Here is a 14,329-nt window from a genome sequence, read left to right as displayed (position 1 = left end):
AGCGAGAGGGATATATATCTACGCGGCACGGATCGGTTCACGATGCCCGCATGGTCACCGTCCGAGGCGGAACTCGCCGCGGCGTTCACCGGGCTGGTCGTCGAGAGCCTGGCGGTCAAACAGGACTTCGGCACGGCGACGATCGGCTGTCGGACGTGTGGTGAGACGCTGACCGCCGGCGACGCCGTCACCGTGGCGCTCTCCTGTTACGGCGATTACTCGTGGGAGATCGAGACGATCCACTGCGTCGAGCACGACGTCGCCTCGGTGGCGGAGACGATGGGCGTCCGAGCGGAGACGCAGGCGGTCGTCGAAACCGTCCTCGAGGCCGCAGGCTATCGACCACCTCGGGGGCGATATCAGCCGAATGCGCTCACGCTCGGCCCGGTTGACGTGCTCGATCTCAGCCCGACCGCTGACGGCTATCCGGGTGACCCCTGACCGTCCGGGGAAGGTCGGGCCACCCGATCACTCAAATCCGCTGTGGCGCCTTGCAGGATCATGGCCACCCACCTCGGCGTCGATTGGGCCGGCGGACGTTGGGTCGTCGTCGAAGCCGGCGATCGGACCCGTGTGACGACGGAGCCCTCGATCCTGAACGTCTGGGATGCCCACGGGCGGGACGCGCGCGCCGTCCTCATCGATATCCCCATCGGACTGCCACCCGATCGTGGCGCGACCCGTGGCTGTGATCGCGCCGCAAGCGAATATCTCGGCGGGCGCGGCAGCACCGTCTTTTCGATCCCCTGTCGGGAAGCCGTCGAGAGCGACGACTATGATGTCGCCCGCGAGAGACACGGGGCCGGGATCAGCAGCCAGAGTTGGTGGCTCTTTCCGCGCATCAGGGCGGTCGATGCCCTCCTGCGAACCCGCCCCGACGCCCGCGACCGGATCTACGAGGGTCATCCCGAGTGCTGTTTCGCGGCGTTCGCGGGCGGCGCGTTGGAGACGAAACACGACGACGACGGGATCGAAGCCAGACTCGACGTGCTCGCGTCGATCCCCGGAATGGAGGACCTGTACGGGACCGTCTCGGAGGTAATAAAGACGCGTCGCGAGGATACCGAGTGGCACGAGCGACTCCCCAGAAGCGCCCTCGACGACGTCGTCGACGCGGCCGTCCTCGCGGCGACCGCCGCGACGCTCGACCTCGGGCCGCGAAGCGAGAACCGCCCGTACCCGACGTTGCCCGACGAAGATGCGGGGATCGACCCGGAACTCGACGTGCCGATGGAGATCGTCTATCCGGGCTCGGGAGCGGAAACGGAGCCGTTTGAGTAGTCCGTCTACGACCGATTACCCTCGTGGGGTGAGGATACCAGCGAAACCTGCGATCGCAAGACCGCTATGAAGATCCGTATCGGCGGGGATCATGCCTGCGGCTCGGTGAACGCCGCGACGGCGTCCTCGCGCGTTGCATCCCGGGCTTCGCGTTTGATCTCGGCGACCGGTTTCCCCTCGAACGCGTCTCCAACAGCATCGCGGAGGCCCGCGATCGGATCGTCCCGAAGCGGGATCAGCGCCACGCGGTCGGAGAGTTGAGTAAAAAGCTCTTGGCACCGGTCAGACCTCACCGACGGCGACGACGGGACCCGACGGAGCGTCGGTGTTCGTTGTGTTACCGCTGGCCGACGGCACGTCCGGACCGATCGTCGATATCGAGCGCCCAGACGTTGGGGTTCTCGTCGATCTCGTACCGTTCGAACTGGTTTGATCGATAGGCGTTGCCCGCCAACGCTTCACGGGCAGCGTCCCACTCGTCGATGGTGATGCGATCGAGGCTCCCCGAGACGATCACGCTTCTCCACGAGCCATCAGGGTTGACATCGTACGCGGTGAAGCTCGCCAGATCGCTCCGTTCGGCATAGGATTCCTTCCGGAGGTCGACACTCTGGTCGATAAAGACGAAATACAGCGTATCGCTGCCGTCGTACCCGAAGGATATCGGCACTCCATACGGCACGCCATCAGCGCTCATCGAAAGCACGCCGAGGCCGATCTCCCTCAGTGCGTCGTCGATCGCGGACGCGTCCATCTCGCCTCCCACTAAACCATAGTGATCCGCCATGTGTTAGCTACAGACACGATCGGATATAAATCTCAGTCACGATGCCACCGGATGGGAGCCGCCGTGTCGTCAGCCGCTGGACCGAATGGACGTCAAGACGGCAACCACAAAGGCGAATTCTCAGCGCAGAGAGTAACGCGTATTGGTCGAGGAATACATACGAGAATCTCACGCCCTTCTCCCCGCGTTTTTGAACCGCTCACGGTCGTGTTTGAACCGCTCACGAACGTGTTCGCAGCCGGATAGTCCCGGGCGGATTCGAACCACGGTCGCAGCAAAGCTGCTCCCTGATTCGAATCCGCTGAAGATATCTGTCGCTCGCGGAGTTGCTCGCGACAGGATAGTCCCGGGCGGATTCGAACCGCCGTCAATGGCTCCAAAGGCCATTATGATTGGCCACTACACCACGGGACTTCGGTTATCCCTTTCCCGTCGGGCCTCAAGTAGGTTACTTTCCGCCGGCCGCATCGGTGTCCATCGGTGACCCGTCCGATTCCGACAACCGAATTCGAACCACGTTCCGCCCCTCGACACGCTCGTACTCGATGTATCCGCCCGAGAGGTCGACGATCCAGTAGACGAGCCACAGGCCGACTCCGCTGCTGTGATGCACCTCCGGCATCTCCTGTTCGCCGGTCAGCACCCGATGGTCGTATTCGGGAATGGGCGGGTTGTGATCGACGATCTCGAGGACGATCGAGCCCGCATCATCGTCCCGATCGGCAGAGATGTGAATCCCTGGACCGTGATCGCGGACGGTGTCGCGGGCTGAGTCGTATGTCGCCGCGTTCTCGATCAGCTCCATCATCGCGATCTCGATCGACGGGATCGCAGCCACGGGCAACGAGGACGGGACCGACACCTCGATCGCCACGTCGGGGAAGGACGCCGAGACGGTCTCGATCGCCCCCTCCAGCGCCGCGGCGAGGTCGACCGGTTCGACCGGCGGTCGCTCCGTGAGGATGCGGGTGATCTCCCGCTGTTTGTCAGCCTTCTCCAGCAGCCCGTCGCTGACCTGGCGCACGACCTCCGCCCACTCGACGGGATCCAGATCGGGCACCCCGGACCCCCCCGGCCCGGAAACAACGCGCTCGTCGTCGGGCGTTCGGCCCGACCGCTCGATATCCTCATCCTGGACCGTTTCCACGTAGCCAAGGATCTTGTTCAGGTCGTTTCGGAGGTTGTGCCGCAGGACGGTGTCAAGCATGCCGAGATGCCGGCGGCGGCGACGGCGGTCGGTGACATCACGGGAGAACCCCGCGACGCGGACGACCTCACCGTCCTCGACGATAGGCCGGCCTCGAACCCACACCCAGCGGTGGTAGCCCTGATCGGGGTTCACCCGATATTCGATATCGAGTTCCTCGCCGTCGGATAAGCGGCCCATCGCCTCAAGCACGGACGCCCGGTCATCCGGGTGCGTACACGTGAGAAACGCCGACGGGTCACGTTTGAGCGTATCGACATCCCCACCGTACAGCGACTCATACGCACGGTTGACGAACAGCACCTCGGACCAGTCGCCGGAGAACATCCAGAGCACATCGTCGGTGCTATCGGCGATCTGATCGAGGCGTGCTGCCGTCTCGTCCCGAGCATGTTCCGCTTCGAGACGATCGGTCACGTCCCGGGAGCTCACGACGTACCCGCCGATTTCGGTGACGGGATGATTCGAGCAGCGGCTCTCAAGCCAGATCCAGGACCCATCCGCCGACCGAAATCGATATGAAATCGTCGCCTCGGCTGTTGGCGTCTCGGCGTCGACCAACTCGGAGAACGTTCGAAGCACACGCTCGCGGTCGTCAGGGTGGATCCGATCGAACGCGTTCGTCCCGAGGAGTTCGGAGGGATCCTCACCAACGACACGACTGGCAACCGCGTTGACGTACCGATACGTACCATCGGCGTCGATGACGACGAGGAGGTCGTTGATGTGGTCGAGGAGGAGTTCGCCCGGCGATTCCTCGGGCATATGGAGACATAAACGGAAAGCCACTACAATAACGCTCCGGTCGGAAGGTTACAAGCCGACGGTCGGGATCAGACGCCGTCGGCCAGCCGTTCGTATCGATCCTCGAACCCACCTCGGCAGGAGCCACAACAGAAGTGATACAGCGTGCCGTCGACCCGAGCGGACTCACCCTCGGCGGTGACGGTGTTTCCACAGACGACACAGTCGACCGCGAGGTCGACGTTCCCGAGGGTCGGCGACCACTCGGAACGGTCGAGGACCCGTACGGAGAGGTTCCGAACGGTCTCCAGCCCGACCGTCTCCGCGACGAGCCGCCGGACGCCGCCCGCGGGTCCAGCCGATTCGGAACCGGTGTCCGCATCGCCACCGCCGTCCCCGTCCATCGTCGCGGAGAAGACGACCGTTCCCTCGGCCGTGAGAAAGACGTGTTCGACCCCGTCGTGGTCGACGAGCGCGTCGTAGGCGTCGTCGACGTCAAGGGGGGCGAGCTCCAGCGTCACGAGCGTCTCCAGCCCGCCAGTTAACGCCTCATCGTCGATACGAACGGTGAAGCCCTCGATCACCCCCGTCTCACGGAGGCGGTCGATACGATCCGAGACGGCCGGTGCGGACAGATCGACGCGATCAGCGATGTCGCTGTAGGGCCGTCTCGCGTCCGCGAGAAGGAGCCTGATGATCTCCCGGTCGGTGCCATCGAGCGTGCGCATAGGCGTCGGTACCGGGCCACGGATAATAAGGGCGCGGCTGCACGACACGCGCGAGTCGGGAGCGGAACCCGCCGAACTCAGGGGCAGGGGTCACGGCCTATCGAGGGATCGGCGAGCGCGCCGGAGTCGTTCGCACTTTCGTAGCGTTCAAGCCGCGCGGCCGTGAGCGAATGAGTATGACGCGCACGGTCTGGATCAAAGCCGACGGGAGCGTCGGTGACTGGGAGACACAAAAGCGGCGGATCACGACGGGGATCGAAGCGGGGGCGGACTGGGTGCTCGTCGACGAACACGATGTCGGTCGCGTCCGTGAGTTGGGTGACGTGAACGTCGCCGCGTTCCTCGCCGAAGCCGACGTCGTCGACGGCGACGAGGAGCGGGAGTCGGCCGACGCCTACTTCGTCGGAAAAGACAGCGAGGGGGACGGCACGATCGACCTCCCGAGCGACCTCTCCGGCTCCGCCGACCTCACCACGTTGCGTCGGCGCGACGACCGCGCACAGGGCGCATACATCCGTATCCTCGATACGGAGTACGAGACGTTCGCCGAGGCGGCCGCCGTGGAGGCCGAATACACCGTGATCGTCGGCGAGGACTGGTCGATCATCCCGCTCGAGAACCTCATCGCCCGCGTCGGCGAGGAAACCCACCTGATCGCGGGTGCGACGACCGCCGCGGAGGCACAGACGGCCTTCGAAACGCTGGAGATCGGCGCCGACGGCGTCCTCCTCGACACCGACGATCCGGACGAGATCCGCGGGGCTGTCGACGCACGCGATGCGGCCGATCGCGAGTCGCTCGACCTTCGCCACGCCGAGGTCACCGCCGTCGAACGAACCGGAATGGCCGACCGGGTCTGTATCGACACCGGATCGCTCATGGACGACTCCGAGGGGATGCTGATCGGATCGATGTCCCGCGGGCTCTTTTTCGTCCACGCCGAGACGGCCGAGTCCCCCTACGTCGAATCCCGGCCGTTCCGCGTGAACGCCGGAGCCGTCCACGCGTACGTTCGCAATCCCGAGGGCGGAACGAACTACCTCGCCGAGCTATCGAGCGGCGATGAGGTCCAGATCGTCGATACGGCCGGCCACACCCGGGAGGCGATCGTTGGACGCGTGAAGATCGAGAAGCGCCCGATGTTCAGGCTGCAAGCCGAGGTCGAAACCGACGACGGCGTCGATCGGGTCGAGACGCTCATTCAGAACGCCGAGACGGTGAAAGTCGCGACCGCAAACGGTCGAACCGCCGTGACGGACCTCGAGGTCGGTGACGAGGTGCTCGTCTACTACGAGGACGTCGCCCGTCACTTCGGCGAGGCCGTAGAGGAGAGCATCATCGAGAAGTAACTCCCTCAGCGTCCACCGGCGAGGCCATTCGCCGGTACGCGACCGACGGTAACGTCGAAGGGGACCCGTTCGACCCGCTCGTACTCGCCCGCACGCATCCCGTCAACGACTGATCGACCCATCTCGCGCCAGCGACGACGGAGGTCGTCGTACGCGGCGGTCGAGGTGGCGCGCTCCAACTCCTCGCGGTGGTCTGCGAGTCCCGCGCCGGAGGCCTTTCGCGCCGCCGATCTGAGCGCGGCCGCCGAATACGGCGGCTCCGTCCGCTTCTCGTGTTGGTAGCGGCGGGTTCGAACGTCCGTGAGACCGGCCGCCTCGAACAGTTCACGGACCCGGCCGCCGAGCGCGACGTCGGTATCGACGCCCCGGAGAAAAGTCTCACGTGCCTCACGTTCTAGACGCTCCTCCGAATCGATCGTCGAAGAGACGGTCACGGCCCTGTTGTCGGGCTCAATGGCGGCGACGAAGTCGTCCGAAACCCGGACGAACTCCCGAACGGCCAGCGAGGGGTCCGGAAGGTTGATCAACAGCGCTTGACAGACGACGAGATCGGCCGCGTCGGTCCGAACGGGCAGTCGGGAGGCGTCGCCCCGACACATCTGAAGTCCGGTCTCCTGACGGGCCACCGTAAGGAGGGCAGGATCGGCATCCACGCCGATGACGGTCGTTTCCGACGGCGTCTCCGTGTCAAGCACACGGGTGAGTTCGCCGGTTCCACACCCGACATCGAGCACCCGCTGGCGGTTCGGAAGGTCGAGGTCGGCAAGCGCCTCGCGGCTATCGCTCCACATCCCTTGGCGGGTTCGTTCGAGATAGTCCGCGGAGAACCGTCGCACGCCGCCGGATTCGAGACCGGTCGATAAAAGCGTCCGGATCCGAGAAGAGATGGACAGCGACGGATCGAACGCTATTCCTGCCGAAGCTCCCGAACGCGCTGTACGTTCCACGCGTAGCTGCGTCCGTCCTCCGTCGGCGTCTCCAAGACGAGCGGGACGTCGAGGAGGTCCGGGTGATTGATGATCCGCTCCATCCCCTCATCGCCGATGTATCCCTCCCCGATATGGGCGTGTTCGTCCTTGTTCGTCCCACAGTCGTGTTTCGAGTCGTTGAGGTGGATACAGCGCAGGTGCTCAAGTCCGACGACCTCGTCGAACTCCGAGATCGTCTCATCAACCCCTGTGGCCGTCGAGAGGTCGTATCCGGCCGCGAAGGTGTGAGCGGTGTCGATACAGACGTCGATGTCGGTCTCGGTTCGGTCGATCACCCCGGCGAGGTGTTCGAAGTCGCCACCGAGTTTCGTCCCCGACCCCGCGTCGCTTTCGATCAGGATCGTCACGTCCTCGGGGACGTCGATGTCGTCTATCACGGACGCCGCGTTGTCGAGGCCGCCCTCGACACCGGCGCCGGTGTGTGCGCCGAGGTGGACGTTCACGAACGGGACGTTCAGTTGGCTCGCCGCCTCGACTTCCCGTTGCATCGACTCCAGCGACTTCGCACGGAGGTCATCCTTCGGCGTACAGAGGTTCACGAGATAGGAGGTGTGGATAACCCACGGCCCCTCAAGGTCCCGTTCGGTTCCCGCACGGAACCGCTCGGCCTGCTCCTCGTCGATGTTCGGGTCCTGCCAGACCTGCGGCGAGTGGGTGAAGATCTGCCCGCAGTTGCCGCCGATCTCGGTCTGTCTGTCGACCGCGTTGTCCACGCCGCCGGCGACGGAGACGTGTGCGCCGATCTTGAGGGTCATACCGGAGCGAGGGCGTACCGACAAAAAGCCGCTTCGGAAAGCGGTCGCGGGACCTTCGGTTACCGTCGATCCCCCGGTCGTGCCCGAACCCACGCGTCGTCAGTGTATTTGATTTCGACGAGTTCACGGGCGCGTTCCAACTCGGCGTCGGTCCACGAGCCCGTCGTCACCTCGACCGAGGTGGTGCCGTCGTCATGGATCCCCCCGTTGTCATCGTCATTCATCCCTCCGGCGAGGCGACCGTCGCGTGCCCACTCCGCGAGCGTCTCCGCAACCGTTCGCACCACTGACGCCCGGTCGACGTCGACCAGTTCGTCCATGCCGACGACCCGCTCGCGGAAGCCATTGACATCCACCGGCGGGTCCACGAAGACCCCGAGGTGCCGTTCGGCATCGACCGAGTAGGTCAACGATCCATGCTGGACCACTGCATCCCGCTTGCGGTACTGGGCGTTGCCGGCGATCTTCCGGCCGGCGGCGATGATGTCATGTGCGGGGTGAAGCTCCCGAAGGTAACACGCGGGGTGATACAGTTCGGGTACCTCCTCGGCGACGTAGTCGGCGTCGATCCCCAGCCGATCGAAGGCCGCGAGGATCGGCTCACAGAGCTGGTGATAACAGTCGAGAAGCTTCCCCGGAACTGCCGCAGCCGGCACGACGATGGAGTAGGCGACGTCCCCGAAGCCGTCGTGGTAGATCCCGCCACCGCCGGTCTGGCGTCGAGTGACGTCGATCGCTTCCCGATCACAAAACGTCCAGTCGACGGTGTCCGGGTCCTGGCCGTAGCCGAGTGTGAGACAGTCGGGATCCCACCGATACGTCCGGATCGTCGCCGGCCCGCCCGCAGCCGCGGTCTCGGCGGCCACCTCGTCCAACGCCATCTGCAGCGGTCCCGGACGTCGCTCCTCACGGATCAGCCGCCACGTCGGCGTCTCGGTCATCACCGTCCCTCACGCCGCCGGAGCGAAAGCGGTTACGTTCGCGTGCGAGGAGAAATTCGATATCGTAGAATACGCTTTATTTTGTCTCCACCGGCGGACACGCGTTCCTTTTAGGAATCGCCGGAGTAGGGCCCGTATGGTCCGAAACGTCGCGGGAGAGATGGTCACACTCGACGACGAGGACTTCTATCTCCTCTCGGGCGTCGAGCAGGGGATGCGTTTCTCCGAATGGGTTCGACGGGACAAGCTCCCTGACTACGCCAATCTCACCGCCGAGGAGGTCGAATATCGGTTGGATCGCTGTCTCGACCGCGAACTCATTCAGCGGAAGACGATCCAGTATGAGGGCTACCAGCTCACCTTCGAGGGATACGACGCGCTCGCGTTACGGACGTTCGCCGAGCGTGAAACGGTAGAGGGTGTCGGCGCGCCGCTCGGATTGGGAAAGGAAGGCGACGTCTACGAGGCCCGCTCGTTCAAACCGGTCGCGTTGAAATACCACCGCGAGGGCTACACGAACTTCCGGGAGGTGAACCGTGGACGCGAGTACACCGCCGACCGCAACCACGTCTCCTGGATGTACACCGCGCGCAAGGCGGCCGAACGCGAGTATCAGGTGATCGAAGACCTCTATCCTGACGTCGCGGTCCCCCGACCGATCGATCACAATCGCCACGCCATCGTGATGGATAAGTTCGCGGGCGTCGAGTTAGCGCGGGCGAAACTCGATCCCGAGCAGGCGGTTCCCGTCCTGGATCTGATCGTCCGTGAGTTAACGAAGGCGTATCACCGTGGGTGGATCCACGCCGACGCGAGCGAACACAACGTCGCCGTCGCCGAGAGCGGAATCACACTTTTCGATTGGCCGCAGGCGGTGCCGACCGATCACGAGAACGCCAGAGAGCTGCTTGAACGGGATCTGCGGAACCTCGTTCGGTACATCGGACGGAAGTACCCACACCAGCTTGGCGAGGTGGACATCGCCGCTCTCGCGAATGCAGTCGTGGAGAACGAGTTCGTGTCCGTGGCCGCCTTCGATGGTTCGTGATCAGTTGATAAAGTGCATAGTACAATATCAAATCCGACCGGCGACCGATCCACAGTATATCGCGTAACCGTTCACCGACCAGCCACTGGTTGAAAAGCTCACAGCAGATCGGAAGGGGACAGCTCACCGCGTGCGACCTGTTTCAGCTGCTTCTCGGTGAGCATCTCGACCACGAAGTCGGGGATCCCATCGGGAAGGTCCGCCGGAATCGTCACGTCCCCGCCGGAATCAGTTGCTACCACAGTCCCGCCATCGGTGAGTGATGTCTCGTTCGAGAGCCGGGCGACCGACTGCTTGACTTCCCGTGCCATCGCGGCCTGTTCTTCGTTCGCCGCTGCGAGCTCTTCGATCTCCTTCGTCACCCGGTCCGTCTCGCCGACGACCTGATCGACCATGGAAGCGATCTCCTCGCTCGCGGCCGCCTGATCGTCGGTGGCTTTCGCCACGCCGGTGATACCGTCCGTCGATTCACGAACCGCCTCCGCGATGTCGTTCAAGCTCTCCATGGCATCCTGCACGCGGGTGATACCGCGATCGACCTGCTCGGTTGCGGCCGTCAAGCTCGAAACGGTCTCGTCGGTATCCGCCTGAATATCGGCGACCATCCGTTCGATGTTGCCCGCGTGCCGTTGTGACTCCTGAGCGAGCTCCTTGATCTCGTCGGCCACGACGCCGAACCCCGCACCGGCGTTGCCGGCGCGTGCGGCCTCAATAGAGGCGTTCAACGCGAGGATGTTCGTCTGGTCCGCGATGTCGTTGATCGTCTCGACGAACTCGTCGATCTCGTCGACGCGGTCCTGAAGTTCGGTCAGATCGTCGGCCACGCCATCGACAGCGTCCCCGATGTCATCCATCGTCTCGACGGCATCGCTTGCGGCGTCCTCGCCGTCTTCAGCCAAGTCCCTGGCGCGTTCACTGGCGTTTTCCACTTGATCGGCCGTGGCGGCGACTTCCTCGATCGTCGCCGAGAGGCTCGACACCTCCGAGGAGATCTCGCCGATCTGTTCGGCCTGCTGATCGGCCGCATCCGTGATCTCGTTCGCGCTGCGGGAGACCTCCTGGGCGGTCGACTGCAGTTCGCTGATCGGATCTTGGAGGTCCTGCTCGACGCTCGCCATCAGCCGTTCGTTGCGCTCGGCCTCCTCCTCCAGCCGTTGGCTATAGGAGTGGATGTAGGTGTCCGTGACGACCTGCATGTCGAGATTGATGATTCGAAGCAGCGAGAGGATATCCTCAATGTGATAGCTCACCTCGTCCTCGATGATCTCCGTAATCGATGGATCCGAGCCGTCGCCTCCCGCTGAATCACCCGCCCCATCAGCACCATCGACTGCCGCAAGTACCCGGTCAGCCAGTGACTCGGTGAGGCGATCGCCAACGACTGGAAGGATCAGATCGTAGTAGACCCCGTACTGGCCGAGATAGTGTTTCATGGGCATATCCAGTAGATCGTGGATCTTGCCGATCCGTGCTCGGTGGGTGAAATACTCCTGTCCGTATTGTCCCTCGACGAGCGTCGTGAGATAGGCCGACTGCGTCCGTTTCAGCGCGTCGACGTGCTTTTCGGACCGGCCGATAATCTCGGCGGTCTGCTCGTAGTCGGTGAGATTCGCATAGAAGTCGTCCGCGATCTGCTCGGCATTAGCCGCAAACACGTCCTGATACTGTTGAAGCCGTTGCTCATCCTCGCGATCGAAGCCGATGAACTCCTTTCGCCACTCGATCTCGTGTGCGTCCAACCCGATCTGCTCAACCAACACATCGGCATCTAGTTGATCGTTGAGCCCCCCCTGTCCGAGGTCCGCCCAACCATAGTGTTCCGACTTCGCCATGCGACGGATTTTGCAGGGCGATATATATCCGTTGCTTTCCGTTTTTCAATTTTAATAGCTCTGTAGGGCACCAAATATTACAGAAGAGAACGACATCGAGCGCTCATTGACGATCGATCAAACATAATCCGCTGCCACCGACGACGAACTGGTATTCCCCATACGCGGGAAGCCTCGCCGTTTACGACGAGGGGGATGTCACTTCAACACGTGCTCGGTGTCATACGAGCCGAGGATGCGAACCCATCCCTTCGAGGCGATGTCCTCGATCTCCTCGATCGCCGCCGTCGTGTGGTCCTCATAGAGACCGGCGTCGACGTCGAAATGGAAGAGGTAGTCCCCGAGCCGTTCCCCGCTCGGCCGCGACTCGATCCGCGAGAGGTTCAGATTGCGTTCGGCGAACGACTCCAGCAGTTCGAGGAGGAGTCCGGGATAGTTGTCGTTGGGATAGACGATGAGCGTCGTCTTGCCGCCGGCCTCCGAGCGAGCCTTCACCGGGGCGACGACGAGGAACCGGGTCGCGTTCGAGGTCCGATCCTGAATGTTCTCCGCGAGGATCGTCAGATCGTCGCCCGCGTTATCCGGATGACCGATGCCGGCGATCCTGGCGTCCTCGCGGGCGCGTTCGACACCCCGAGCGGTCGAGGCGACCGCTTCCAGTCCGACATCGGGATGGTTCGTCTCGAGCCAATTGCGGCACTGTGCAAGCGCCTGTGCGTGGCTCGCGACGAGCTCGAAGTCGGAGCCCTGAGCGAGCAGCGCATGGCGAATCGGCGTGACGATCTCCTTTGTCACGGAGACATCGTACTCCGCGAGCGCGTCGAGGCTTTCGGTGACGGATCCCTCGATGCTGTTCTCGATGGGGACGACTCCGCGTTCGAACTCGCCGTTCGCGACGGCGTCGACGATGGCGGTGACCGACTCGCGGAACGACACCTCGGCTGCGACGGCCCGCGCCGCACGATGGGAGTACGTGCCGGCGGGACCGAGGGTAACGGCGTTCATCGACGGTACACAGACGACCGGAACGGAAAAACATAGGGGGCGGCGATCGGAGCCGCCCGTCGATCAGCGCTCCGGATTGCTGGGTGCGTCGAACCCACCCCTGATAAGTGGCTTTGCGATATGTCGCCGGGCCGACGGCGGCACCTCATACCAGCCGGGTTCGAGGGACCGATCGATCGGCCGATCGACCCGGCCGGGTGCGGCGGTGTCGCAGTCGCGGCAGCGATACCCCTGGTCGCGGCCGGCGGAGGACATCCGTCGATCACACTCCGGACACGTCGGCGTCGAAGGCTCCGTCCGGACGAGCCGGCGGACCGCGAACTTCTCCAGTTTGAGCGTCTCCCGTGTCGCCGGCGGATCCCCCATCGGTCGCCGCTCGCATTCCCCACAGACGGTCACCCGGTCGCCGGCTCTGAGCGCCCGAACGTGGTCGCGGAAGCGACCGGTCGGTTTGAACGCCACGCAGGTGAGCTCGCGGGCGGCCGTCGTCGTCGGTGCTGCCGGGTCGGCCGAAGCTGCCGGTACTGCCGGTACTGCTGGATCGACCGGCGTCGTTGCGGCGGTCGGGGGGGAGGTAGCCGTCTCGGGATCGACCAGCGCGACGTGGACGTGCCCGCCCCGCTTCGTCTCGGGCGGCGCGGCGATCACCCCATCGACACGATAGCTCGCACCATCGCGAAGGTCGCCGATCGCGCCCCCCTCGAGATGGACGTCGGTCCCTTGGTTCGTGAGAAACGTCGTGGTTCGATCGACAGGTTCGCTTCGGATGGCCTCGGCGACCGAACGGCACGCCATCGCGTCGTCACCGCGGATACCGTGGAGGATCGGCCCGGGCGCGTTCGGGACGCAGACCACCTCGCCGGTGCCGCGGTCGACGGTATCCCACACGACCGGATACCCATCGGCCGCGGCCGCAAAGACCGAGTCCGCGTCGACCTCGCGGGGCGTGCCACAGCGGTCGAGTTCCCGATAGGAGATGTGCTCGACCGTCCAGTCGTCGAACGCGGCGGGCGCGCCGACGGCCGCAAGCGCGCCGATCCGACCGCGTCCCGGATGATCCGTCCCACCGACGGCGGCGTGGAGGAAGCCGTACGTGTCGGCGAGTGCGACGGCCTCGTCGATCGTCAGGCGCTCGCGAAGCGCGCGGCGGGTGAACGACGCGATCGGTTCCGGGATGGTCGTCCCGTCGCCCGGCGGGAGTGCGAGATCCGGTGGAACGTCGAGGTCGGCGACGACGACGCCGGGTGAAGTTCGATCGTCGTCGACGACGGCGAACGTTCGAACGGTGTCGCGTGCGAGATCGAGAGCAGCCAGTGGGGAGATATCGGCGGCGTGAAGCGCCACAGCGGCGTTTCCCCGCGTCTTATATTTCACCGCGGGGTTGAGACGGATCAGGAGTCGGCGATCGACCGACGCGCCCGCGGCGACGAGTCGCTCCGCGAGCCGCGTGGCGACGTAGGTGGTACACATCCCGTCGACGCGGGAATCGGTGTCGTCGATGGCGACGATCGGCACGGTCTCACCTTCGTGGCTCCCGCTCAAGCCGGTTTCGGCTCGGAGCGGGAGGGGGTAACGTGGTGAACGGCGATTCGCACCGCAGAACGGTCACGGCAGTCCGTGGGGCCCTCGCATAACGTGAGCGCGTGTGAAATCAGGTATTTAT

The 14,329-nt window shown here is 64.3% G+C and carries 13 protein-coding genes, 1 tRNA gene and 1 pseudogene; 4 read left to right on the top strand and 11 right to left on the bottom strand.

Annotation, left to right across the window (positions count from 1 at the left end; translation table 11 throughout):
• Window positions 1-42 precede the first annotated feature (42 nt).
• Both CHB65_RS05310 and CHB65_RS05305 read left to right on the top strand, forming a co-directional pair.
• A complete protein-coding gene (locus tag CHB65_RS05310; RefSeq protein ID WP_089384010.1) occupies window positions 43-441 on the top strand; it encodes a hypothetical protein in 399 nt (132 codons plus the stop codon).
• 60 nt (window positions 442-501) lie between these two features.
• Window positions 502-1,281 carry a DUF429 domain-containing protein gene (locus CHB65_RS05305; protein WP_089384009.1) on the top strand — a complete coding sequence of 260 codons (780 nt, stop codon included), beginning with the start codon at window positions 502-504 and terminating at the stop codon, window positions 1,279-1,281.
• Between the two features lie 89 nt (window positions 1,282-1,370).
• Here the strand turns inward: CHB65_RS05305 and CHB65_RS05300 are convergent.
• The 5 genes and pseudogenes from CHB65_RS05300 to CHB65_RS05280 all read right to left on the bottom strand — a co-directional run.
• Window positions 1,371-1,541: pseudogene (locus CHB65_RS05300) on the bottom strand (AbrB/MazE/SpoVT family DNA-binding domain-containing protein); the annotation flags it as partial.
• A 77-nt stretch (window positions 1,542-1,618) separates the two neighbouring features.
• Window positions 1,619-2,068: a pyridoxamine 5'-phosphate oxidase family protein gene (locus CHB65_RS05295; RefSeq protein WP_218818917.1), complete on the bottom strand. Its 450-nt coding sequence runs from the start codon at window positions 2,066-2,068 to the stop codon at window positions 1,619-1,621.
• 341 nt (window positions 2,069-2,409) lie between these two features.
• Window positions 2,410-2,482, bottom strand: a tRNA-Gln gene (locus CHB65_RS05290).
• A 34-nt stretch (window positions 2,483-2,516) separates the two neighbouring features.
• Window positions 2,517-4,040 (bottom strand): PAS domain-containing sensor histidine kinase, encoded by a 1,524-nt coding sequence (locus CHB65_RS05285; RefSeq protein ID WP_089384007.1) that lies wholly within the window; start codon window positions 4,038-4,040, stop codon window positions 2,517-2,519.
• A 68-nt stretch (window positions 4,041-4,108) separates the two neighbouring features.
• The gene (locus tag CHB65_RS05280) at window positions 4,109-4,747 is read right to left on the bottom strand and encodes a winged helix-turn-helix transcriptional regulator (RefSeq protein WP_089384006.1); all 639 of its coding nucleotides are present in this window, start codon (window positions 4,745-4,747) and stop codon (window positions 4,109-4,111) included.
• Between the two features lie 176 nt (window positions 4,748-4,923).
• Here CHB65_RS05280 and CHB65_RS05275 point away from each other — a divergent pair, with 176 nt between their 5' ends.
• Window positions 4,924-6,096 (top strand): 3-dehydroquinate synthase II, encoded by a 1,173-nt coding sequence (locus tag CHB65_RS05275; protein ID WP_089384005.1) that lies wholly within the window; start codon window positions 4,924-4,926, stop codon window positions 6,094-6,096.
• Between the two features lie 5 nt (window positions 6,097-6,101).
• On the opposite strand, the gene CHB65_RS05270 is transcribed toward CHB65_RS05275, so the two are convergent.
• From CHB65_RS05270 to CHB65_RS05260, 3 genes are all read right to left on the bottom strand, one after another.
• Window positions 6,102-6,932 (bottom strand): class I SAM-dependent methyltransferase, encoded by an 831-nt coding sequence (locus tag CHB65_RS05270; protein ID WP_089384004.1) that lies wholly within the window; start codon window positions 6,930-6,932, stop codon window positions 6,102-6,104.
• A 71-nt stretch (window positions 6,933-7,003) separates the two neighbouring features.
• Complete coding sequence (locus tag CHB65_RS05265) at window positions 7,004-7,840, bottom strand: deoxyribonuclease IV (protein WP_089384003.1); 837 nt, start codon at window positions 7,838-7,840, stop codon at window positions 7,004-7,006.
• 59 nt (window positions 7,841-7,899) lie between these two features.
• Window positions 7,900-8,781: a lipoate--protein ligase family protein gene (locus tag CHB65_RS05260; protein ID WP_245809904.1), complete on the bottom strand. Its 882-nt coding sequence runs from the start codon at window positions 8,779-8,781 to the stop codon at window positions 7,900-7,902.
• A 136-nt stretch (window positions 8,782-8,917) separates the two neighbouring features.
• On the opposite strand from CHB65_RS05260, the gene CHB65_RS05255 reads away from it, so the two are divergent.
• Entirely contained in the window at window positions 8,918-9,829 is a 912-nt protein-coding gene (locus CHB65_RS05255; RefSeq protein ID WP_089384002.1) for a serine/threonine-protein kinase RIO2, read from the top strand.
• Between the two features lie 98 nt (window positions 9,830-9,927).
• On the opposite strand, the gene CHB65_RS05250 is transcribed toward CHB65_RS05255, so the two are convergent.
• From CHB65_RS05250 to CHB65_RS05240, 3 genes are all read right to left on the bottom strand, one after another.
• The gene (locus tag CHB65_RS05250; RefSeq protein ID WP_089384001.1) at window positions 9,928-11,661 is read right to left on the bottom strand and encodes a globin-coupled sensor protein; all 1,734 of its coding nucleotides are present in this window, start codon (window positions 11,659-11,661) and stop codon (window positions 9,928-9,930) included.
• 198 nt (window positions 11,662-11,859) lie between these two features.
• Window positions 11,860-12,666: a prephenate dehydratase gene (gene pheA / locus CHB65_RS05245; protein ID WP_089384000.1), complete on the bottom strand. Its 807-nt coding sequence runs from the start codon at window positions 12,664-12,666 to the stop codon at window positions 11,860-11,862.
• A gap of 63 nt (window positions 12,667-12,729) precedes the next feature.
• Window positions 12,730-14,181, bottom strand: coding sequence for a tRNA(Ile)(2)-agmatinylcytidine synthase (locus tag CHB65_RS05240; protein ID WP_089384055.1), 1,452 nt, complete (start codon window positions 14,179-14,181; stop codon window positions 12,730-12,732).
• Between the last annotated feature and the right edge of the window lie 148 nt (window positions 14,182-14,329).

It is taken from the genome of Halorubrum vacuolatum, from assembly GCF_900188065.1.
Lineage (GTDB): Archaea > Halobacteriota > Halobacteria > Halobacteriales > Haloferacaceae > Halorubrum > Halorubrum vacuolatum.
This window is presented reverse-complemented; position numbering and strand designations above follow the sequence as displayed.